Source organism: Candidatus Woesearchaeota archaeon (assembly GCA_021735165.1).
Lineage (GTDB): Archaea > Nanobdellota > Nanobdellia > Woesearchaeales > 21-14-0-10-32-9 > JAIPET01.
Window position 1 is genome coordinate 27629 of the sequence record JAIPHP010000008.1, and the last position, 22561, is coordinate 50189.

Genomic DNA, 22561 nt, shown 5'->3' on the forward strand with positions numbered 1-22561 from the left:
TTATAACAATTATTAATCTTTATCAAAAATTTAATGAATTCTTTTTTTACAAAAAAAATCTCTAAAAGAAATGAAGGGGTGACACCTATAAATTTAATTACAAATTCAATTATTTTTTTTCTTTAAAACATTGATTAAATTATCAAGTTCCAACTCAAATCCCGAACAAGGCATTTCAAGTTCAAATAAAGAAATAGCTTCTGGAGAAATCTCACCAACATGTCCTATTATTTGATCATTAAATATTATTTTGCCACTTCTTCCTTCCATATAAATCTTCAAATCCCCTTTTTTTACATAATATTCAAGATCCAAAGCTTGAAATAAGGAATCTAAAGCTTGTTTTGCAGTTGTAAAATTAGAATTTTCAAAACAAAATATGACTGCTAAACTATTGAATTCTTTGATTAAATTTTTGCAAGAAGAATCCTTTTTAAAAACAACACCTATTTCAAACAAATTTTGAGGATAATCATACATTTTATTATTTTTCAAATTATAGAGGAGATTGATCATTATATTTCTTCTCATTGAATTAAATTCAGAAGAAAAAGAATTTTTTATACAAACAAAATCTTCTACTAATTTAGTTTGTATTTCTTTTGATACTAACGAATAAGTATTGGTTTCATTCATACCAAGTCCAACAAAATGTTCTCTTATCTTTCTAAATATTTTTTCTGAATAATTTTCCTTTCCTAAACTATAAACCCTATTATTATCTTCTTCTATATTATCATAACCATATCCTATAGCAAGATCTTCTATTAAATCTATTTGGTGAATAATATCGGTTCTATAACATGGTACAAATACATCAAAAAAATGTTTTTGAACTTTCACACCAAAACCCATTTTTTCAAGACATTCAACAACTTTTTCATCAGAAAGCTCAAGCCCCAAATATTTTTTTATATAATTTTTGTTAAGAAATGTTTTTTCAAATTGTAATTTTGGAGTTACTATTTTTCCCAGAGAACTATGTTCATAATTTAATGTAACACCATATATTTTTCCTCCCATATCATTTAAAGCAGTAACAATAATATTTATTGCTTTACTTAGCACTTCAAAATTAAAACCAGAACATTCTATGAAAACATCTTTTGTAGATTCTGATATTTTTCCTGTTTTATGAGAATTTATTATAGGAGGCATACTTAATATTTCGTTATTTGCATCTATAAAAACAGGATACATTTCTTTTCCTTCAAGAAGATGTGCATATTCTTTTCCTTTTTCGTGTTTTTCAATAATTTGTCTTCCAGTTAATTCTTCTGTTTTTTCCAAGGGCACGAATTTTATTTCATCTGGTTTTTTTGCAGTATATGTTATAGGCCATTTAATATTTTCCATAGGATAAATTCCTATAGCACATTTTTTTCTATTTCTGCCATAAGTAACATGAAGTTTTTCTTGTATTTCTATAATGTCTTTTAATTTATTTTCATCAATTTTTAATCCTTTAATTACAGCGCATGCAGTATATGGTCTGACTTTTTCAACTTCTTTTTTTATGTATAAATTATATTTGCTGTTTTCAGATTTATATTCTTTTAATCCTGTTTTTTCTCCTATAAAAGAACCAAAAGACCTAGAAAATCCTTCATCTGATAACAAATCAGGTCTATTTGGAAAAATTTCTACTACAATTTCCTCTTCATTAATTTCTTCAAGGTCTGTGCCTAAATAGGGTATTAATTCTTTTAATTTTTCATCAGACAAGTCTTTACCAATAAGTTCTTTTACTCTTTCTTTATTTAATTTTATTGTCGGCATTTTTTTCTAATTATTTAATTTTTTTATTCAATATTATTTTTTTATCTTCTTTCCAATTATTTTTAAGTTCTTTTTTTAATTTCGTATTAATTGATATTTTTTTGTTTTTTTGTTTATTTTTAATTAATTTAATAATTAAATTAACAGCTTCTATAGGGGAATTAGAACCATAAATATACTCTGTTTTTCTGACATCAAAATATTTGTTTGTTAGTTCTTCTGCCATGCCCCCACTAGGTGTCAATGCAACAATTGGTTTACTCATCATATATCCATATGTGGCTTCATTAAGTGTTCCTGCTCCTCCACCTACAAGTATTGCACCATCACAACTATTAAGATTTATAGCATCTCTTGACCAACCTATGCCTGTCGCTATAACAAAATCAGAGTAATCATTCACCCGACTCATATCTTCCCAAGGAATTATAGAAATTGTTGTTCCTTTCTTGCTTTTTGCACCTTTATGAGCTGCTTCCATAACACCCAAGCCGCCGCCAGTTAATGTAACAAATCCTTTTTTTGCAATTTCTTGACCGACTTCATAAGCATAATTATACGCTTTCTTTGTAGTTATGACTTTGCTTGAACCCAAAACTGCAATAACAATATTTCTCTTGGATTTCATAATTTTTATTTTTTGATAATTTAACGTTGAGTAATCTTTCTGTTTGTTTTGTTTTTTATCCATTTTTTTACCTCTTCATTTTAAAAACGCTTTCATATTTCTTAATTGTTCAAGATCATTTTTATACAGATCTCTAAGATCTGTTAAATTATAATAAGAAACTATTATTCTTTCCATACCTAATCCCCAAGCAAGAACAGGACATTCAAAACCCATAAGTGTTTTTGTAACTTCAGGTCTGAATATGCCGCAACCACCCATTTCTACCCATTGTTTTTTTATAGGGTTATATACTTCTACTTCCGCGCTTGGTTCTGTATAAGGAAAATATGCAGGTCTTATTCTTACATCACTATAACCCATTTTTCCAAAAAATTCTTTGAGATATCCTTTTAACTTTGCAAGTGTTCCATTCGGGTCTACAACTATTCCTTCAACTTGTTGAAATTGAAATAAGTGTTTCCAATCAACAGCTTCATTTCTAAACACTTTTCCAATTTTAAAGAATTTTTTCGGCAAATCTTCTTCTTTTAATTTATTTATGGTTAATGCGCTAAGAACTGTTGTGTGAGTTCTTAAAAGAACTTGCCTACTTACATCTTTTGAAAAATCGTATTGCCAACCTTTTGAACCCGTTTCTCCTCCAGTTTCGTGTACAGCTTTAACTTTCTTAAACAATTCATAATCAAGTTCTGCGTTTTCTAAGTCTAAATAGAACGTGTCTTGCATTTCTCTTGCCGGATGGTCTTGAGGAACAAACAATGCGTCCAAATCCCAAAACGCGCTTTGAGATTCTGTTCCTTCCATTTCCTCAAAACCCATTTCAAGCCATAATGATTTCATGTATTCTATTGCTTCATTCACGAAATGTTTTCTTCCTTTATTTTTGTGGGGAACTTTGCTTTGAACATCAAAAGATCTAAATTTCTTATTTTTCCAAGATCCATCTTTTAACATCGCAGAAGTTAATCTTTCTTCATAAACAGAAGAATCTTCTTTAATTTCCTTTGCTGCATCTTTTCCTTCATTAGTTATGTGTGCAAACCAATATGTTTTTTTGTCTTTCTTTAAATTGTTTCTTTTTTCATGTTGCAGAATGTCATGTTCTGAATTTGCAGATAATAATTCAGATCTTTTAATAGGAAATTCATGTTCTAATATGGCTTGACTTGTTTTTTGCAGGTTTTCTAAAACTTTTTCTGTGTTTTTTGTTATTTCAAATATCAAATCTTCGTTTGTCTTTGTTATTGTGGCAGCATCATCTTTTCTAAGAATTCCTATTGTAGGACCTACTTCTTCTAGTTCTAAAATTTTATTATTTATTATTTGAGTTTTGGAAATTTTCTTGTTTTTTTTTAAATATTCCAATAATCTGATTTCTGGAACTTTGTTTTTTTTATATGTTCTTCCTCTATCCGTAATATTTTCATATTCCTCTTCTTGTTTTTCAAGTTCTACCAAACCTTTATTTGAAAGCCATTGAGCAGCTCTTTGAACTTCTACATCTTTTAATTTAGATATTTTAACTATTTTTTCAAGCTTTTTTTCTTTAACTAATAAAGGAAGGATTTTTAGTTCTAAATTGGTTAATTCTGATATAATATTTGACATGCAGTTCGTATTAACCATTTATTATATAATGTTTTTGCATTTTCAAGAATAAATTTATATAATTTGGGTGTGTTTTAGTTCTAATGGAAATAAAACTAACAAATTCACTAGGTAAAGAAAAACAAATTTTTAAACCAATAAAAAATGGAGAGGTCGGCATTTATAGTTGCGGTCCAACAGTTTATAATTATGCACATATAGGTAATTTAAGAGCATATGTTTTTGCAGATATATTAAAGAGGGTTTTTTTATTTAACAATTATAAGGTAAAGCACGTTATAAACATAACTGACGTTGGCCATCTCAGTGATGATGCTGACGAAGGAGAGGATAAACTTGAAAAGGGTGCTAAACGAGAAGGAAAAACGGTGTGGGATATAGCTAAATTTTACACAGAAACATTTTATTCAAATATGAAAGATCTTAATATAATAGATCCTGATGTTTATTGTAAAGCAACAGAGCACATTCAAGAAATGATTGATATGAATTTAAAGCTTGAAAAAAAAGGGTTTACTTATGTTTCTGAAGGAAATCTTTATTTTAACACTGCAAATTTTGATAATTATTGGAATTTAATAGGTAAAAAACAAGATGAAGATTCTCAAAAATCAAGAGTTGATCATGATGAACACAAAAAAAACAAAACAGATTTTGTGCTTTGGTTTACAAGACACAAACACGGCAATCACGCTATGGAATGGAATAGTCCTTGGGGGGTGGGATTTCCAGGCTGGCATATAGAATGTAGTGCTATGAGCTCAAAATATTTGGGAGAAACTTTTGATATTCACACAGGAGGAATAGATCACATCCCCATACACCACACTAATGAAATAGCTCAAGCTGAGTGCGCTTTTGGCCACAAATGGGTAAATTATTGGTTGCATAATGAATTTTTAGTTGTTAAAGACTTAGAAAAAATGTCTAAATCAAAAGACAATTTTTTAAGGTTGCAGACTTTAAAAAACGAAGGATATTCTCCGTTAGATTATAGGTATTTTCTCTTAGGAACTCATTATAGAAAGAAAATATTATTTAGTTGGGAAGCGTTAATTGGCGCTAAAAATAGTTTAAAAAAATTAAAGAACAAAATCTTGGAATTAAAAAAAGAAAATTCAGATTTTAGAGCTGAAAAATTTAATGAGTATTTGTTAAAATTTAATAGTTCAATAAATGATGATCTGAACACGCCTCAGGCATTAGCGATTATTTGGGATTGTTTAAATGATGAAATTGGATCTAAAACTAAATTAAAATTAGTAACAGAATTTGATAAAGTTTTAGGTCTTAAATTGCTTGAAGAAGAAATTGTTGATGTGCCTAAAGAAATAAAATTGATTGCAGAAAAAAGGTGGGTTGCCAAACAAAACAAATTATGGGAAGAATCAGACAAACTTCGTGATGAATTAAAACAGAAAGGATACGAGATTTTGGATTCTAAAGATTCATATCAAATAAAACGCATTTAATGAAACTTCGTAATATTTTATTTTTTTAGCTTATTGCGCGCTAGCGAAGGGGGTTTAATACCCCGACTTTTAGGTCGATAGCACGCAATCTGAAAATCCCGTCTTGACGACTGATTCTTAATGCTCCGTCCTTTAGGGCGGAGATAGACTCGGAGCAGGGATTTTCATTAATTTACACCTTTATTTATTGTGTGTTTCTATACACTTAACATTCATGAGCAATTCGTGATTTTTTGAGGTTATTTTTTTATTTTTTAAATCTTCATAAGCTTTTTTTATTATTTGTTCAGACTTAAGATAATTTACTGCTTTGTTAACATCTAATTGAACTTTTAATATGGTGCTGTCCGGCACAGGTTCACGATCACAACCTATATTAAACCAACCACCAACCGTCGATATTATGTTGTTTTTTCTAGTATATGATTTTATGGAAAAATACGTTTTGTCTTCTTTTTCATAATATTTTAAAATACCTATGCTTGTAGCAGTCCAATCAACAAAATATCCTTTTTGTTTTATATCTCCACGAAAGATTATTGTGTTTGTATCTATTTTTAGTTTAGAATTATTATATAACAATGTTGTCTTTATATCATATTTTATCGAATCTTCATCTTCTAACTTTAGTACGGATATCATATTTTTATTATTTTCTAAAAACTCAGACTTGTAATTTTCTTCTTTTAGTGCAGATTGTGATATCCACGTTAATAAATCTAGATTGTTTGTAGGATGATTTATTAGAATTTTTTCTAAAGATTCTTTCTTAATTTTTGCGTGCAAAGGAAATTTTTTTTCATAATGTGGATTTTCAATTATGTTTATGAATTTTTCAGCATCTTCTTTTTTAGAAAATAAATGATGTATTGATTGGGTATTTAAAGAATTAATGATTGGTTCTTCTTGACTAAAAAGTGTAGAAGTCAAATATAATAATAAACTAACAAAATATTTTTTCATATTGTTGTTTTAGATATAAGAGTATATTAAATTTGTGTTATATAAAAAATAAGAAAATAAAAATAAAACGAGTGTTTTATTTGGCTTTAACTTTAACTTCTTTTAAACCCTTCCAAGCAACATCGAAAAGACTTTGTATGCTTGAAGCAAAGAAAGGTGTGTTTATCCAAATACCTATATCGTATGTCGGATGCACTTCAGAATCATCCATTAACATAAATACAATTTCTTTACCGTCTACAACTATAAATCTTCCACCGCCTGTTGTGTGTCTTATTTCTGCAAGACCTGCTAGATCTTTTGCTGCCTTTTCCGTTTCTTTATTCATAGGCGCAGCTATTCTTATTTTAACTCCTCTTTTTTTAAGTTGTTCAAAAACTGGTTTGAATCCTTCAACCTTTCTTAGGAATCCTTGGCTTGTTGTCATTATAGTGATTGATTCTTCTGCGTTTCTTAAAGTCATATCTATGTGGTTGTATAAATTATGTCTTCCCTTTAGTGATCCAGACAAATCTGAAGGTTCTACAAGTTCTACGCCTTGGTTATGTAATGAATTTAATTCATCAACAATTTCAGTTCCTTTCAAGCTTTCTAAGGCCTTGATGTGGTTATCAGCATCACTCTTCACATTTTTTTTGACTCTTTCAAGAACTTCTTTTGGAGGAACCGCAATATACTTTATTGGTTTTCCTATTTTCATTACGACAAAACCTTTTTTTTCTAAAGATTCTAAAACGTCATAACTTCTACTTCTTGGCACATTAGCTATGTCTGAGAGTTCTCCCGCAGTACTAACACCTCTTGATAGAAGAGCAGTCCATATTTTAACTTCATACAAATTCAAGTTGAAGTATCTTCTTAATTTACTTAAAAATTCATCTTTAACAATCATTTTACATTACCCCCCACCGGTCAGGGTCTAACCCCACCTCTTTTTATGTTGTATTAAAATTAACTACTTTATATATGTTACGTTTTTTTACTATTATTAGAAAGTACTGTTTGTGGTTTTTTTAGTAAGTAGTAAATTTCAGGTCCTATTTCAAACTCGTGAATTTCCCAACCTTCAGAATTCTTTTGTTTTAGAGCTTCTAAGAACCAATGGCGTTTTCCTTTTATTACGTTTTTTCCGCTTATTGTTTTTGAAGGAAAACTTATAATTATATTTTTACAAGGTATTTTTAACAATAATTTAGTTGAACTTCCTTTTTTTAAGTATTCAAGGCTGTCTAAAGCTTTAAAGAGTAAACAAGTGTCATAATCTCTTATTTTTTTTATTATTTTTGATTGAAAATTTTCATTTGTTAAGTCTCCAGATGTTGTGTTTCCTTTAATATTTTGAGACGCAAAGAATTTTTGTATAAAGTCCAAATCTATTTCGCTTATGTCCGATGCAAGGTACTCTAAATTTAAATTCCAATAAAAATAGGAGAATGGGTTGAATCCACATGCTAAATCTGCGATTTTTTTTGGTTTTCCGCAAATTTCAATTATTTTTGAATAAACTCTATTAAAATAGGTTATGCGTTCTTTTGTTGAAAGATGAGATTTCAATATTTTTTCAAGTATGTTTTTTTCTTCTTTTGTTTCTTTTCTTAAAATTTCTAAATATTTTTTTCTTTTTGTTTCATTTAATTGTTGATTTTGAAAAACACCATATAAAGTTCTGAGTTTTTTTCTGATTACTTTTTTATATTCTTTGAATTCTTTTGATTTTTCATTAAAATCTTTTTTTTCAAGTTTTAAGTATATTTCCTGATTTTCTTTTTTTGATTCTTCTATTATTTTGTTTAGGAATTCTTCAGGTATGTTTCTGAGTTCTTTTTTATCTAAAATTTTTGAGTTCATTTTTCATTTGTTATTTTTAGAATTTGTCTATGCAGTATTGGATTTGCAGCAACAAGAGAACCGCAACCTGCTTTGTACTTATTTCCTTTGCTGTCTGTTACTTCGCATCCGGCTTCAGCCAAAAGCAGATACACCGTGTCCGAATCCCAAGGACAGGGGTTTACAACAGGAATAAATATCCAGTCAACTTTTCCACTCGCCACGTAAGTTATCCAGTTGCATACAGAATACCCAGAGTTTAATCTAATATTTCCTTTTGTTGCTTTGTAGAGTTTCTTTTCAAAATTTAATCTTTCTTTGTTTAATTTTGTTGATAAAAGCCCTGTGCTTGAAATTATTTGTTCTTCTGTTGAACAATTTATTTTTTGTCCATTCATAAAAACGCCTTTGTTTTTTTCTGCGTAGTACATTTCGTTTAAAGCAGGCATATAAATTGCTGTGTTTGTTATTTCGTTGCTTTTCATTAAAGAAATCATAACCCCATATCCTTCATGTCCATTTGAATAAGCTAATGTTCCATCTATAGGGTCAACAAGCCATTGTATTTTTGCATCTTTGTTATGTTCTTTTAGCTCTTCAGAGATTATTCCGTGGTCAGGAAACTCTTTTTTTATTTTTTTGATAATGAGTTCATTGCATTTCATGTCTGCATTTGTCGCGAAATCTTTTGGATTTTCTTTTATAGTTACTATTTTTGTTTTAGTACGCATTTTTAGAGCTATTTTTCCTGCTTCTCTAGCTGTTTTTATCATAAACTTTTTTATTTCTACCATCTCAGAGTACCTGCAATTCCTCCTAGAGAATCAAGTTTTTGCATCGGTTCTTTTCCTATGATAAAAGATATTTCTGATTGCATGCTTTGGGCTAATTTTAGCAAATTGTCTATCTCTTCGTATTTGTTTTCATCTTTCATTTTTTTTAACATATTTTCTGAAATAACAAGAAATTTTACAGCACCTTCATTTATTTTTTGTTTAGTTTCTTTTATTCCATAACATGCTTTTTCATGGTTTATTGCAGTCATTATGTTTTCTATTGCTTGTAGTTCTCTGCTAGTTCTCTCGTTTTCGAGAGCTTTGTTTAATTCCGGCCTTTTCAGAAGTTCATTAAAACTTGTTTTATTAACTTCACTTATGTTTGCTTTGAGAATTTTTTTCTTTATTTCTTTATTTATTTCTTTTTCTAAATATTCTTTCCAAAATGCGGGGCTTGCAATTATTATTTTATCAGGGGTGTATCTGGAGTTATATTCTTCTATTTGTTTGCTTATTTCTTTGTAGAAATTTCCTTTTTTTTCATCTTGTTCATCTTTTTTTTGAACGTCTCCTTTAAATTCAGACAGTAAATCATATCCATTTCTTTTTGTTATTCCAAACATTACTTCTTCTCTGTCAAATGCAACGAGCAATATTTGAGATTTTGGTTTGGTAGCTTCTTCTAATTTTTTTAAGTCATATAAAGCCCAGTTTTTTTCAATATTTATTGTGTCTCTAATTTCTATGTTAAAAGAATGATGAGATCCTATAGAAACTTCTTCCGGTCCTTCTATTATTGTTCCAAGAACTCTTAAAGAATTGTTTTCTGGTTCGTATTCTACTTTTTCTGTTTTGATTTTTAAAAATATTGTTTTTCTTACAACTTTAAAGTTTTCATCGGATCCTATTTTTATTTTTCTTTCGGTTTTTCCTCTGATTAAGTCTCCTTCGGATATTATATGGGATAAACTCCAAAGATCTTCTTCATCTGTAATTCGAATACCTATGTTTCCTTTTTTCAAATCTTTTCCTAATATTTTCATATGGCTTATTAAAAGAGCGATGTCTTTATATATTTTAGTTTATATTTTTTCAATATATGGCTAATTTGAGAAAATCTTTAGTTTTGAGTAGTAGTGGTTCAAGATTGTTTGTAGAGCTCGGTGTCTTAAAAAAATTATATGAAAAAGGTTTTAGTCCGCACGAAATAGTTGGTTGCTCTGGAGGTTCTTTGATTGGTGCTTGTTTGGCGGCAGGAAAGTCTATTGAAGAAACAGAATCTTATTTTTTTAAACAAAATCCTTTGAAGTTGTTAGATGTTAAGATAAATTCTTTAGGTTTAATAGATGGAACTAAAATTGTTAATAGTGTTCTTTCATTTATAGGAGTTAAGAATTTTTCTGAGTTAAAAATGCCTTTGAAAGTTGTAGCCACTAATATAAATTCAGGGAACGCAGTTATTTTTTCTAAAGGATCTCTTTTTGATGCACTTAGAGCATCGATAGCCGTTCCAGGCATATTTCATCCCGTTATTTTAGATGATGCTGTTCTTGTTGATGGGGCGGTTTCTAATCCTTTACCAATAAATTTGGTCAACAAGAGTAATTTGGTTTTGGCAATTGATGTTTCTTTTTATAATAGAAAAATAACAAGTAAATCTAAAACTTATGATTTATTAAATCAAATAATTTTTTTGAATCAAAATAAAATTGTAAAAAGAGAGGTCTCTGATTTTCCGAAGGATAATTTCATTTACTGCAGACCTGAAGTCTCTGATTATGGTATGTTCGAATATAAAAAAGAGAGGTTTTTAGAAATGATATTTTTAGGCGAAGCAGAAGCTAAAAAATTAGTAAGAAAGAGGATTTTTAAAAAATTTATTTGATTTTTTCTGCAGTGTTTTTTGAGTTGAATCGGAATATTATTTTTTCAAAACATTTATTGTTCATATGGAAAATAATTGTTTTCGGATTATTCACTGGACATCCACACACAGACTATATAAATAAAAAAGATTATCTATTATGCATGACACAAAATGTGTTGTACCCCACATCTAAATTGGTGTGATGAAATAAAAAGCGAAAAGCAAAGGGTGATATAAATGGAAGAAAAAAAAATAGATGAAGCAGGCAGAATAGGTGTAAAAGCACCATCTGTAAAAGACATATTAGGAAAAAAACATCCAGAAAAAAAATTTATAGCTGGATCAATTTCTGCAACGATATGGCTTAACACAAGCCAATCTGAAGATGGAAAAGAAATTTTCTATAGAACAGTAAATCTTGGAAGAAGTTATCTTGACAAAGAAGGAAACTGGCAAAATACAAGTTCTCTGAGAACATCAGATTTGCCTAAAGCAATACTCGTATTAAACAAAGCATACGAGTTTTTAGCACTAAAAGATACTGAGCAAGAAGACGATTAAACAATCTAAATAATAAACACAGAGGTGTAAACTATGAAAGAAGATGAGAGTATAAAAGTAACAGACCTACCGGGCGTTGGTGCCGCAACAGCAGATAAATTATCCGCTGCAGGATACGACGATTTATTATCAATAGCTGTTTCAAGCATAGGACAATTAGTTGATGCTGCAGGAGTATCAGAAGCAGTAGCAAGAAAAATGATACAATCTGCAAGAGAAAACCTAAACATGGGATTTCAAACAGGAATAGAAGTTCTAAAAAGAAGAGACACAGTTCAAAAGATAAGTACTGGAAGTCAAAGCTTTGACGATATGATGGGCGGTGGATTTGAAACAGGAGCAATAACAGAATGCTTCGGACAATATGGTTCTGGAAAAACACAAATAGGTCATTTACTGGCTGTAAGCATACAAAAACAAGATCCTGAAGCAGTAGCTGTATATATAGATACAGAAAGCACATTTAGACCTGAAAGAATAACGCAATTTGCAAAAGGTCTAGACTTAGAACCTGAAGATGTATTAAAAAACATAAAAGTGGCCAAAGCTTACAATTCAGACCATCAAATGATACTTGCAGAAAAAGCAGAAGACCTTATAAAAGAAGGTTCAAAAGTAAAACTAATAATAGTAGATTCTTTAACTGCACATTTTAGAGCTGAATTTATTGGTCGTGGAACATTAGCAGAAAGGCAACAAAAAATAAATAAGCACATGAGAACATTAGCACAACTAGCAGATAAATATAATTTAGCAATATATGTAACAAATCAAGTTATGGCAAAGCCCGATGCATTTTTTGGTGATCCAACAGAAGCAATAGGGGGACACATAGTCGGTCATAACTCCACTTTTAGAATATATCTAAGGAAAGGAAAAAAGAATACAAGAGTTGCAAAATTAATAGATTCTCCAAATTTACCTGATGCTGAATGCATATTTAACATAACAGAATCAGGACTTGAAGAAGCTTAAAACTTATTTTTTTTCATTATTTATTCCTAAAATTATTTAAAGAAATAGTTCTTTTTGGTGTTAGAGAGAGAAATCTCTTAAGATATAGGTGAAATAAGGAAATGCAAAGATTTGGAGATAGAAAAGGTTTTAACAGAGCTCCTCCAGTAAATGAAGGAGATGAGTTGGATGTAAGGATAGAAGCCGTTGGAGAAAAGGGCGATGGAGTGGCAAAAAAAGATGGATTTGTTCTATTTGTTCCGGGAGTGAAAGAAAACGACGAAGTAAGAATAAAAATTACAAGAGTCTTAAAAGCAGTGGGGTTTGCAGAAGTCATTGGAAAACCAGAAGGACCAATACCTGAAGCGCAACCTCCTCAACAAGAACAAAAAGAACGCATAAGAGAAGCAACACCTGCTCGTAGAGAAGAAGAATTTAACTACGACGAATCAAAAGATTCAGAAGATTTCGGCGAAGAATCAGAAGAACAATCAGAGAACTCGAATTTTGATGAAGATTCACAAGACGAAGACGAAGATAAAAATTAAAAAATACTTCTTTTATTTTTTTTAATATTCTTCAAACAACTAATAAAAAAATTTATTTCATTTATAATAAAATTTAAATAAACTCTTTCTAAAAATAAAATATGCGACTATTTATAGCAATAGACTTAACGAATGAAACTAAACAATTCTTATCAAAAATAAACACAGAAATCTCAGAAATCCAAGGGATAAAAACAGTAAACGCAGAAAATTTACATTTAACTCTTCTTTTTTTAGGAGAAAAAAATCCGAATGAAACAATCAAAACACTAAAAGAATTAAAATTCAAATCGTTTGAATTAGAACTTTCCAAATTCGGATTTTTTCCAAACAGAAGCCACATAAAAACTCTTTGGTTTGGTGTAGAAAAAAAACAAGAACTAATAATGATGCAAGAAAAAATCGCAAAAAAATTCAAAAAACAACAAGAATACAAACCACACATAACATACGCCAGAATAAAACACACAAATAGCACACAAAGAAAAAAAATATTCAAAACAATAGAAAAATTCAAAACCAAAAAACTAAAAATGTGTGTAAACAAAATAAGAATATACAGCTCAGAACTAACACCTCTAGGACCAATACACAGAGTGATAGACACAATAAATGCTTCATAAAACAGCACATTTATAAATAAAAATAGCTTTCTCTTACATAAAGCCGAAGCTGATCCGTTATAGGTTCACAATACGCGCGAGGCAAAAAAAAGCGTGGTATTACATTCTGATAATACTACAATGAGGATAAAATAAAATGGCAGAAGAAGAATTACTAATATCAAATGATGAATATTTAAAATCAGGAATACACATAGGAACAAAATTCAGAACAAAACATATGGAAAATTTCATATACAAAACAAGACCTGATGGATTATCAGTTCTAAATATACAGCAAACAGACCACAGAATAAAACTTGCGGGAAATCTGCTATCGCAATTCAAGCCAGAAGAAATATTAATTGTTTGCAGAAGAGAAAATGGTTGGAAATCCGTAAAAAAATTCGCTGAAATAACAGGAGTACAATATTTTGCAGGAAGATACCCTCCAGGCGTACTAACTAATCCATCGCTAAAAAATTTTATAGAAGCAAAAATAATACTTGTTGTTGACGCATGGCCAGACAAAAACGCAGTAGAAGACGCACTAAAAATAGGAATACCTGTAATAGCGATATGTGATACAAACAATCAAACAAACAATTTAGATTTGGTGGTTCCTTGCAATAATAAAGGAAAAAAATCATTAGGACTCCTATTTTATTTACTAGCAAAACTATACGCAACAAAAACAGGACTGATGAAAGAAACAGAATTCAAATACACAGTAGATGATTTCACAGAAGAATAAAACTATTGTTACGTCATAGAACCCGACACTAAGTAGGACGTAAAGTCTTACGGGTTATTTTAAATGCAAAATGAACAATTCAAAAAAAATATTGTATGTCGGTTGCGGATTTTCTATTCCAGGACATCATCAAGGTCCAAAATTCAATGAAAATAATAGATACTTCTGTGCAGACATAAAAAGTTGGCAAAGTCAAACAGGAAGATGCTATTATAAAAACTTACCTCTCGAAATCAAGAAGCACTCACACTTGATTTGGTCTGATGGAAAAAAACTATCTATAAAATCCAATTCAATGAATGAAGTCCACGCACACAACGTTTTAGGAGATCCAAATATATCTTCAAAACGCAAATATCTTTTTTTGGATGAAATGTTAAGAGTATTAAATAATACAGGAACAATTTTTATTGGAGAAACGGTGACTCCGCAAGTATATCCTCTGAATATCTTAGAAAATTTCGCTATGTTGGAAAATTTAAGTTTTACTTATCTGCTAACCCCCAAAAACTCTAACTCTATTGAAATAAAAAATGCAAAGGAAATTATGGGTGGTTTCGCCGTTACAAAAGATAAATTGGATGAAAAATCTTATCTAATCGCATTCAAGAAAAAATAATAAAATCATTTCTTTTTTTTAGTTAAGAGGCTTCCTCTACTTCTTCCAAACCACTATCAACTATCCTAAATTTAACAGATTTACCTTCAGGCAAAGACCTGTGCTTTCTCAAAATAGCTGTTTTAACACCATTTAAACTCTGAAGCTCAATTAAACACTTACTAGCATACTTTAAAATGTCCCCGCCAACCATATTAATCTTATTCTTATCCTCAAAATCACTATAAACCTGATTAGTAACAAGAATGGGAATATCAAACTTCCTAGAAATATGAACCAAATCAGCCAACTGAACGCCTAAACTCCTATTAACATTAAAAACATCCTTTGTCTTACCAATCTCCAAACGATACAACATAGCAATACTATCAACTATAATTAAACCAATTTTATCATTAACAATCTTTTTCAACTTATCAAAACAAGTCTTTTGATCCTCAAAATCAGTAGGCTTCAAAACGATTAGCTTTTTTAAAACAGATTCATAATCATCAGTTAATTGTTTTAATCTAGAAACACTAAAACTGCCCTCGGTATCAATGTAAATAATCTTATTATCACGATTCCTAGCTAAACAAATCATACAAAGATTGCTTTTGCCAGAACCTGGAGGACCAAAAACTGTAGTAACAACATCTTTTTCAAAACCGCCCTCAAGCAACCAATCAATTACTTCAGAGCCAGAACTTATCTTAGTTTCAATCATAAAACGAAGAAAAAACAACCACATATAAATTGTTTTCCATTAAATTACCGAACTTTTCCAATAGACTCAAACAAAGAATACAATCCCTGCTTTAAAGAACCCTTCTCGCTTACTAAATGATGATTTTTAGGATTTAAAGCCCAACTCTCACTTTTGTCCACATTAACAAAGTAAAAAACAACCCTAGAATCTTTCAAATTATCCCAATTTTCCAAAACCCAATCTACATTCTTTAACATATTGTAGCAAACAATTCTCTGATTATCAAGAGAATCAATATTTAAATCATTAAGATACCCAGAACAAACCCACTTAACAGAACTACCATCCTTATTATGAACCAAAACACCATCATTCTCAACATTCAAAGAATCAATTCTTCTAAAAGCAGTATCTTTATACTTAATAAATGCCTCAGTCCATTCAATAATGTTCATAAAAATAACAACATCAAAAACTATTTATTAATTTTTTCATATTTTGCAACGATGTGGCCCAAAAAATTAGGCAACAAAAAACAAAAAGCAAACAAAGACCCCGCACTAAATGAATGAGAAGAAACGTCAACAGGCAACAAATAATAAAGCACAAAAAAATTAAGCAAACTACCAAAAATCATAACAAACCAAACACCACCATGGTGATGGTGAGAAAAATCATCAAGACCCATAACAAAATTATTAACTAAGAAACCTGTAGAGACTCCTAAAATACCTAAAACCAAATAACCCCACCAATTAAATAAGACAAGAATAGGAACCACAACAAGAGCGCAAACAGCACTCAAAAAAAGCAAAGCTAATAATAACACATAAAACGTAGAATCTTTAACTAAAACATCACCCATAAACAACAAAACACCCAAACTAATATATAAATATTATTTAAATAAAAAATAAACTTAACAATCCTCATAATCTTGAATCAAAATATAAAATGATGTGCTCAAAACATTAAAACATCAAATATTTAGATAAAGACTCTTTGTAATCCAAAAAAACAAATTTGCCAAACAACAAAATAACATAAATTATAAAAAAAACAACTTTCTAATAATAAAATGACAGAAATATCAGGGTTAGATTTACATTTTTTAACAAAAGAACTACAAACACTAATAGGAGGAAGAATAGAAAAAATATATCAATGGAACAAACAAGAATTTCTATTCAAAATAAATACTAAAACCGGAAAAAAAGAACTAAAAATAAATCTTCCTAACCAAATTTTCATAACAAACGATAGAAAAGAATCTCCTCAAAAACCACTCCATTTCTGTGAATATTTAAGAAAACACATACAAAAAAGCACAATTGAAGAAATAAAACAACACGGATTTGAAAGAATACTCGAAATATACTTAAAATATAGGGATCAAAAACAAATTCTAATAATAGAACTATTTAGGCCAGGAAACATAATTTTAGTGGAAGGAGGAATAATAAAAAACTCGCTTGAAACAAAAAATTTTAAAGATAGAAAAATCGAGCCCAAAGAAAAATTTCAATACCCTCCCTTGAAAATAAACACAAAAACCTCTACCAAACAAGAAATACTAGAAATATTAAACACATCAAAAACAGAAATAGCAAAAACCTTAGCAACAAAACTAGGTTTTGGAGGAAAATATGCGGATGAGATAACTAAAAGAGCAAATCTGCAAAAAAATTTAAATTTTCAAGATTTAAAACAAGAACAAAAAGAAAATCTAATACAAAACATACAATCAATATTTAAGCAAGATTTAGAACCTGAACATGATGAAAAAGAAGCATACTCAATACACATGACAACAATACCAAATCTAAAAAAAACAAACACACTTAGCAAGGCAATACAAAACACACAAAACATCGAAAAAGAAAAACCAAAAGAAGACAAAAAAATAATAAAAGTAAAAAAAGTAATAGAACAACAAGAACAAAGAATGATAGAATTAAAAAAAGAAATACAAGAAAATCAACAAAAAGCAGAAAAAATATACGAAAAATACCAAGAGATCAAACAAATATTAGATGAAGCCAAAAAAACATTCAAAGAAAAAAATACAGAATCACTAAAAGAAAACGAAAAAATAAAAAAAATAGATAAGAAAGATAAAAAAATAACAATAAAGCTCTAAATTACATCTCCTATATTAACATTCTCGTCAGGATTAATAATTTCATCCTCAACAACGCCACCATCTTCTGCAGGAGAAACATCATCGCCTGCACCAGATACAGAGCCACCCGTTTGCGAATCAACTTCTGAATTAGAGCAACCAACAACAAAAAATGTTAGTAACAAAACCACAACTAAAATTGATAAATATTTCATATTAATTACCTCCTTCTCTCGCCGTTATTGGCATCATCAGGAATTTGGCCACCACCAACAATTCCTAATCGTCCATTCTCAATATTTTCTTTTAAAGCAATTCTTGCACTATTATTTAAAATTCTGGCTTGAATAGCTTCCTTAAATTCAGAATTCTCAAGTTTATCTCTAACTCTCTCTCTAACTTCAGATCTAATAAGACTGATTCTCCCGGCATTAGCCTGCAAAACACTCTTGGCATTCTCAATACCGACAGATTTGCCTTCTTCTCTTACTCTTTGAACAATTTTCTTTTGTACATCATTAGAAGCGTCTTTAAATTCAGTTCTAACTTTTTCTCTAACTTCTTGAGGACCGAGCTCTCCAGATCTAATTTTCATACCGATTCCTTGATCTTCCTTATTCATCTCACCCATAATATTTTCAAATTTACGAGCATTATATTCTCTGGCAACAGTTCTAGTTTCTTCCTTTAAAGTATCCAAAACAGAATAATCAGCAGAATCTAAAGATTCTTTTAAAGATGAAACATCCTCGGGAGTTAAATACTCTTTAGTCTTCAACCTAAATTCCTGCGTCAAATCCAAACCTTGCTTTTTCAAAGCAACATAACTCTCAACACTATTTTCAACTGAATCCTCCTCGCTAAGAGCTGAAGTTTCTTCTAAAACACTCTCCATTTCAGAAAGAATGCTTTCTAATTCAGAAACATCCTTACCGCTGTTATAAACATAATCAACAACAATTCTTGTACGAACAGCATTTTTTAAAATACTTCTTTCTAATTGCATCAACCTAATTTTAGCACCCAAAGGCACAGAAAATGCTTTGACTTCGCTAACCGTTTCATCTTCTAAAGACTCAAGATTTATAGAGTTTTCATCTAAAACAGTTTCATCGTCAACAGGAACATAAGTACCATTTTCTTCCTGAGCCAAACCAAAAGAACCTAGTGAAACCAAAAAAATCAACAAAATAAATACACCAAAAACATTTTTCATATTAACACCTCGCACGTTAATTAAAACAATGTGTGTTTACTTATTTAAAAAAATTGCGGACTAAATCAAATTTTTATCAACAAATTCAAATAAAAACTAAAATGGTGGTGGTCACTTTAAAGTAGTGTATTATTGTAAAGTATTAAATTTTTGTATATAAACAAAATAATTATGAAAATATTTCTTTGTTGTTTGTTGCTTTCATCATATTATGGAAAAATTCATAAAGTAAACAAATAAAACAAATATATGAATGAATTACTTGAAAGATATAAAGAACTAGGACACGAAATAAAAAAAATAAACCTAAAAATAAAAGACACAATAAGAATAAACACAATAAAAACAACAGAAAATGAATTAATAAAAAGATTAGAAAAAAAAGAAATAAAACTAAAAAAAATATCTTATTTAAAGCACGGATATGAATATAAAACAAAAATACCTTTAGTATCTACAAATGAATATCTTCAAGGATTAATATATATACAAGAAACAGCAAGTCAAATACCTCCTGAAATACTAGACCCTAAACCAAACGAAATAATACTTGATATGGCAGCAAGCCCAGGTTCAAAAACAACACAAATAGCACAATTAATGAACAACAAAGGAACAATAATTGCTTTAGACATAGATGGTAAAAGAACACAAAAACTAAAAAACAACCTAGAAAGACTATCAATAACAAACACAATAATAAAAACGTTAGATGGAAGACAAATAAAAAAAAATAAAATACTATTTGACAAAATACTCTTAGATGCTCCTTGTTCAGGAAATTACTGCATAGAAAAAGAATTCTTCACAAAACGAAAAATAAAAGATTTCATAAACAGATCATGGATACAAAAAGAACTCTTAGACTCCGCATACAAAGTTCTAAAAAAAGAAGGTTGTTTAGTATATAGTACTTGCTCCTTAGAACCAGAAGAAAACGAAATAGTTATAGATTGGTTTATAAAAAAATATCCAGATATGAAACTACAAACCATAAACAAAGAAATAGGAGAACCGGGAATAATAAATCCTTTCGGAAAATCATTAAGTGAAGAAATAAAAAAAACAAAAAGATTATGGCCTGAAAAAACAAAAACACAAGGTTTTTTCATAGCCAAACTAAAAAAATGCTAAAACTGCCCTTTAGAATAATAAGCTTGACAGCATCAACACCCATATTTATTCTGATAATAGCATATGCAACTTACATAAACATAATATCTTTAAACCACACAATACTAATGATTTTATCTTTTATAGCTTCAACAATAATAATAGCAACACTAAGAATGTTTTTCAAAAAAGAAAGCCGCAATCAAAAATCTTTTGAAACAACATTCATAAAAAAGTTTGGAATAACAAACAAAAGTAAAATTCACGAATTCTTTGAAAAAATAAAAAAAAGACAATTCATATCAGGACACGTAACAAGAACAACAATAATAGCATACACAATATTTCTAAATTCATTTACAGAATTCTACATTTATGCAGCAATATATATTCTAATAATATCGGCATCCAGAATAATACTTAACAGGCACAACGTTGTTGATTGCATACTAGGAATAATTCTCGGAATAATAACAACTCATTTCTTAAATTTATTTCTGTTCTGATTCTTTTATATGATCTTTTTCACGAATTATTATATTTTAAAATCCGCATTATTAGTCTTTTCAAATTCAATTTTTAGGATGAAGCCTTAAAAAGATAAATTATATAAATGTCTGTTTTTACAATTAATTCATGAGGGGGAGACGGATAGTTTTGTTGTTTGGTTTCTTGTTATTCTTAGTTTTAATGTTTTTAAGTGTTAGTGCTCAGGTTTCTCAGGAGGAAATTGATTTGAGTTTGGGTTTGCTTGGTCGTAGTAGTGGTGTTATGGATTGTTATGTTCATAATTTGTTGGAGCGTGGTGTTTCTTGTTTGGAGGGTTTTGATGTTAGTTGGGATTTGCAGCTTTCTGGTCATTTTAATCAGGCTCCTGGTCATGGTTTTTATTTGTGCTGCTCTTCTCAAGGCAGAGATGCCGCAGAGGTTTATGGTTTGAATTCTGTGGATTTTTTTGTTGCTAAAACCGGCCACGTTCGGAATTACAGTCAAGGCAAAAACTATAATGATAATGGTGGAGGTTTGGAAGAGGTTGATGTTGGTGCTTTGAGCTGCACTGTGAGAAATGTTAGTGCTTGTCTTGGTTATGAGGAAGAATTGTTAGCTGTTAGTAATCCTGTGAATGGGCATGTTGGCAGCACTTCTGATACGACGAGTGGTAATCCTGGTGATGATAAGTATCCTTATCCTGGTGGTCATAGTTTTAAATATAGTTTGTGTTGCACGACTCCTGAGCTTTGTTGGGATGGAACAGATAATGACGGTGATGGGTTTGTTGATTGTGCTGATCCTGACTGTTATGGGTCTGATATTTATCCAGGAACTGGAATTTATGGTACTAGTCCTCAGCTATGTACTGGCAGCCCTTTTGATACGAGTGGTTGTAGTACTGGTGTTGTTGGGCAGATTAATGAAAGTTGTCAAGGACCAAATGATGCGGATGATTTGCCTCAGCATTTTTATTGCAGCTACGGTTTATACGACGAATTCAATCTAAGAGATGATAACGGGGAGTTGTTGGATGATAGTAGTCAAGTTGGTGTGTGTTGTCCTGTGGGTATGAGTGCGTTTTATAATGATGTTGATAATTTGTGGGAGTGTAGGGAAAGGGATGAGTGTGGAGTTGCGCCTAGTTTTGTTTGCAAGTTTAGTTTTTTAGATGATCCTGATTTGGTAAATCGTAGTTGGTTTAATAAGTAGTCTTGGCTAGCAAGCACAGACTATTTTAATAATAATTTGTGTAATTCTCCGTTTTGGGTTGCTTCTCAATATACGCCAAGAGAATTAATGCCCCATTGGGAAGGCAAAAGCACAGCTTGCTGCAAAATGGAAAAATACGGCAAAACAGATTACTGGTTTGATAAAGATAACGTTAAAATATTTGGTTATCACGAACCTGAAGAAGAGGAAGAATGAAAACAAGAATGTTTTCTTTATCTTCCTAAGGGGTACCCTTGCGGTAATAACAGTTTTTGTTGTGTCATGCCCCAACAGGCTTCTGTTAACTGCGTATTGTTGTATCCGGCAATGTCTGTTGCAAGAAAATAATCCCCCACACCAAGACTTATTGTTGGTGGGTCTCTACAATTAAGTATTCCTGCAAATATCTCAGAAACTTTGTTACCGGGTGTTGAGTATGAACCAAAAGAAATATCTGCACGTTTCAATCTATATAAACTGTCAACGGATTGACTATTACCATCATGATTGCCAAAGTATATGTCAGCATAGTTATAGCCACCATATTCTTCCAATATCCTATCTTTCAAATCATTATCATTTATATCGTCAACCTTGTGTGGTCCAGAATAATTAACTCGTTTCCATTCTTCTAGGGGTGTACCTTCAAGGTTTAGAACTTTTTTTAAGTCTGTTAGTACTGTGTCTCTTTCTTGAATTTCGATTTCGTGTGCTGGTGTTCCGTAGTGTTGGTTGATGTCGCTTGTGATTATGAATAGTG

General features: G+C 30.2%; 26 protein-coding genes. 12 read left to right on the plus strand and 14 right to left on the minus strand.

Features of this window, described 5'->3' with window-relative positions:
• Positions 1-105: 105 nt before the first annotated feature.
• The 3 genes from pheT to K9L97_02950 form a co-directional block, all read right to left on the minus strand.
• Complete coding sequence (gene pheT, locus K9L97_02940; protein ID MCF7871967.1) at positions 106-1779, minus strand: phenylalanine--tRNA ligase subunit beta; 1674 nt, start codon at positions 1777-1779, stop codon at positions 106-108.
• A 10-nt stretch (positions 1780-1789) separates the two neighbouring features.
• Complete coding sequence (locus K9L97_02945) at positions 1790-2407, minus strand: TIGR00725 family protein (GenBank protein ID MCF7871968.1); 618 nt, start codon at positions 2405-2407, stop codon at positions 1790-1792.
• Between the two features lie 75 nt (positions 2408-2482).
• A complete protein-coding gene (locus K9L97_02950; protein MCF7871969.1) occupies positions 2483-4018 on the minus strand; it encodes a phenylalanine--tRNA ligase subunit alpha in 1536 nt (511 codons plus the stop codon).
• A gap of 83 nt (positions 4019-4101) precedes the next feature.
• Here K9L97_02950 and cysS point away from each other — a divergent pair, with 83 nt between their 5' ends.
• On the plus strand, positions 4102-5490 hold the full coding sequence (gene cysS / locus K9L97_02955) for a cysteine--tRNA ligase (protein MCF7871970.1): 1389 nt from the start codon (positions 4102-4104) through the stop codon (positions 5488-5490).
• Positions 5491-5670: 180 nt separating this feature from the next.
• Here the strand turns inward: cysS and K9L97_02960 are convergent, their stop codons facing one another.
• The 5 genes from K9L97_02960 to K9L97_02980 all read right to left on the minus strand — a co-directional run bounded on the left by K9L97_02960 (position 5671) and on the right by K9L97_02980 (position 10099).
• Positions 5671-6453, minus strand: a complete 783-nt coding sequence (locus K9L97_02960; protein ID MCF7871971.1) for a hypothetical protein — start codon at positions 6451-6453, stop codon at positions 5671-5673.
• A 76-nt stretch (positions 6454-6529) separates the two neighbouring features.
• Entirely contained in the window at positions 6530-7345 is an 816-nt protein-coding gene (locus tag K9L97_02965) for a hypothetical protein (protein MCF7871972.1), read from the minus strand.
• Positions 7346-7422: 77 nt separating this feature from the next.
• Positions 7423-8301: a hypothetical protein gene (locus K9L97_02970; GenBank protein ID MCF7871973.1), complete on the minus strand. Its 879-nt coding sequence runs from the start codon at positions 8299-8301 to the stop codon at positions 7423-7425.
• Complete coding sequence (locus K9L97_02975) at positions 8298-9074, minus strand: inositol monophosphatase (GenBank protein ID MCF7871974.1); 777 nt, start codon at positions 9072-9074, stop codon at positions 8298-8300. The genes K9L97_02970 and K9L97_02975 overlap by 4 nt, the downstream gene beginning before the upstream one ends.
• The gene (locus K9L97_02980) at positions 9068-10099 is read right to left on the minus strand and encodes an mRNA surveillance protein pelota (GenBank protein MCF7871975.1); all 1032 of its coding nucleotides are present in this window, start codon (positions 10097-10099) and stop codon (positions 9068-9070) included. Before K9L97_02980 ends, K9L97_02975 begins: the two co-directional genes overlap by 7 nt.
• Before the next feature lie 56 nt (positions 10100-10155).
• Here K9L97_02980 and K9L97_02985 point away from each other — a divergent pair, with 56 nt between their 5' ends.
• The 7 genes from K9L97_02985 to K9L97_03015 all read left to right on the plus strand — a co-directional run bounded on the left by K9L97_02985 (position 10156) and on the right by K9L97_03015 (position 14961).
• Positions 10156-10941, plus strand: coding sequence for a patatin-like phospholipase family protein (locus K9L97_02985; protein MCF7871976.1), 786 nt, complete (start codon positions 10156-10158; stop codon positions 10939-10941).
• A gap of 219 nt (positions 10942-11160) precedes the next feature.
• Complete coding sequence (locus K9L97_02990) at positions 11161-11484, plus strand: hypothetical protein (protein ID MCF7871977.1); 324 nt, start codon at positions 11161-11163, stop codon at positions 11482-11484.
• 33 nt (positions 11485-11517) lie between these two features.
• Complete coding sequence (gene radA / locus K9L97_02995; GenBank protein ID MCF7871978.1) at positions 11518-12459, plus strand: DNA repair and recombination protein RadA; 942 nt, start codon at positions 11518-11520, stop codon at positions 12457-12459.
• Between the two features lie 101 nt (positions 12460-12560).
• Positions 12561-12986 (plus strand): TRAM domain-containing protein, encoded by a 426-nt coding sequence (locus tag K9L97_03000; protein MCF7871979.1) that lies wholly within the window; start codon positions 12561-12563, stop codon positions 12984-12986.
• 101 nt (positions 12987-13087) lie between these two features.
• Positions 13088-13609 carry an RNA 2',3'-cyclic phosphodiesterase gene (gene thpR / locus K9L97_03005; protein MCF7871980.1) on the plus strand — a complete coding sequence of 174 codons (522 nt, stop codon included), beginning with the start codon at positions 13088-13090 and terminating at the stop codon, positions 13607-13609.
• Positions 13610-13745: 136 nt separating this feature from the next.
• Complete coding sequence (gene rpsB, locus K9L97_03010) at positions 13746-14342, plus strand: 30S ribosomal protein S2 (protein MCF7871981.1); 597 nt, start codon at positions 13746-13748, stop codon at positions 14340-14342.
• 70 nt (positions 14343-14412) lie between these two features.
• Positions 14413-14961 carry a hypothetical protein gene (locus K9L97_03015; protein MCF7871982.1) on the plus strand — a complete coding sequence of 183 codons (549 nt, stop codon included), beginning with the start codon at positions 14413-14415 and terminating at the stop codon, positions 14959-14961.
• A 22-nt stretch (positions 14962-14983) separates the two neighbouring features.
• Here K9L97_03015 and radB read toward each other — a convergent pair whose 3' ends face one another.
• The 3 genes from radB to K9L97_03030 are packed head-to-tail and all read right to left on the minus strand — an operon-like array spanning position 14984 to position 16514.
• Entirely contained in the window at positions 14984-15667 is a 684-nt protein-coding gene (gene radB, locus K9L97_03020) for a DNA repair and recombination protein RadB (protein ID MCF7871983.1), read from the minus strand.
• Positions 15668-15711: 44 nt separating this feature from the next.
• Entirely contained in the window at positions 15712-16104 is a 393-nt protein-coding gene (locus tag K9L97_03025) for a hypothetical protein (GenBank protein MCF7871984.1), read from the minus strand.
• Between the two features lie 20 nt (positions 16105-16124).
• Positions 16125-16514, minus strand: coding sequence for a hypothetical protein (locus K9L97_03030; protein MCF7871985.1), 390 nt, complete (start codon positions 16512-16514; stop codon positions 16125-16127).
• Positions 16515-16727: 213 nt separating this feature from the next.
• Here K9L97_03030 and K9L97_03035 point away from each other — a divergent pair, with 213 nt between their 5' ends.
• Positions 16728-17789, plus strand: a complete 1062-nt coding sequence (locus K9L97_03035; protein ID MCF7871986.1) for an NFACT family protein — start codon at positions 16728-16730, stop codon at positions 17787-17789.
• Here K9L97_03035 and K9L97_03040 read toward each other — a convergent pair.
• Together K9L97_03040 and K9L97_03045 are read right to left on the minus strand one after the other, a co-directional pair.
• Positions 17786-17986 (minus strand): hypothetical protein, encoded by a 201-nt coding sequence (locus K9L97_03040; GenBank protein ID MCF7871987.1) that lies wholly within the window; start codon positions 17984-17986, stop codon positions 17786-17788. The genes K9L97_03035 and K9L97_03040 overlap by 4 nt on opposite strands.
• 5 nt (positions 17987-17991) lie before the next feature.
• Positions 17992-18987, minus strand: coding sequence for a hypothetical protein (locus K9L97_03045; GenBank protein MCF7871988.1), 996 nt, complete (start codon positions 18985-18987; stop codon positions 17992-17994).
• A gap of 249 nt (positions 18988-19236) precedes the next feature.
• On the opposite strand from K9L97_03045, the gene K9L97_03050 reads away from it, so the two are divergent.
• From K9L97_03050 to K9L97_03060, 3 genes are all read left to right on the plus strand, one after another.
• Entirely contained in the window at positions 19237-20121 is an 885-nt protein-coding gene (locus tag K9L97_03050) for an RsmB/NOP family class I SAM-dependent RNA methyltransferase (protein MCF7871989.1), read from the plus strand.
• Positions 20115-20606: a phosphatase PAP2 family protein gene (locus K9L97_03055; GenBank protein ID MCF7871990.1), complete on the plus strand. Its 492-nt coding sequence runs from the start codon at positions 20115-20117 to the stop codon at positions 20604-20606. The genes K9L97_03050 and K9L97_03055 overlap by 7 nt, the downstream gene beginning before the upstream one ends.
• Before the next feature lie 130 nt (positions 20607-20736).
• Entirely contained in the window at positions 20737-21801 is a 1065-nt protein-coding gene (locus K9L97_03060) for a hypothetical protein (protein ID MCF7871991.1), read from the plus strand.
• A 233-nt stretch (positions 21802-22034) separates the two neighbouring features.
• Here K9L97_03060 and K9L97_03065 read toward each other — a convergent pair.
• Positions 22035-22561: hypothetical protein (locus tag K9L97_03065; GenBank protein MCF7871992.1), on the minus strand; the 527-nt coding region annotated here is incomplete at its 5' end.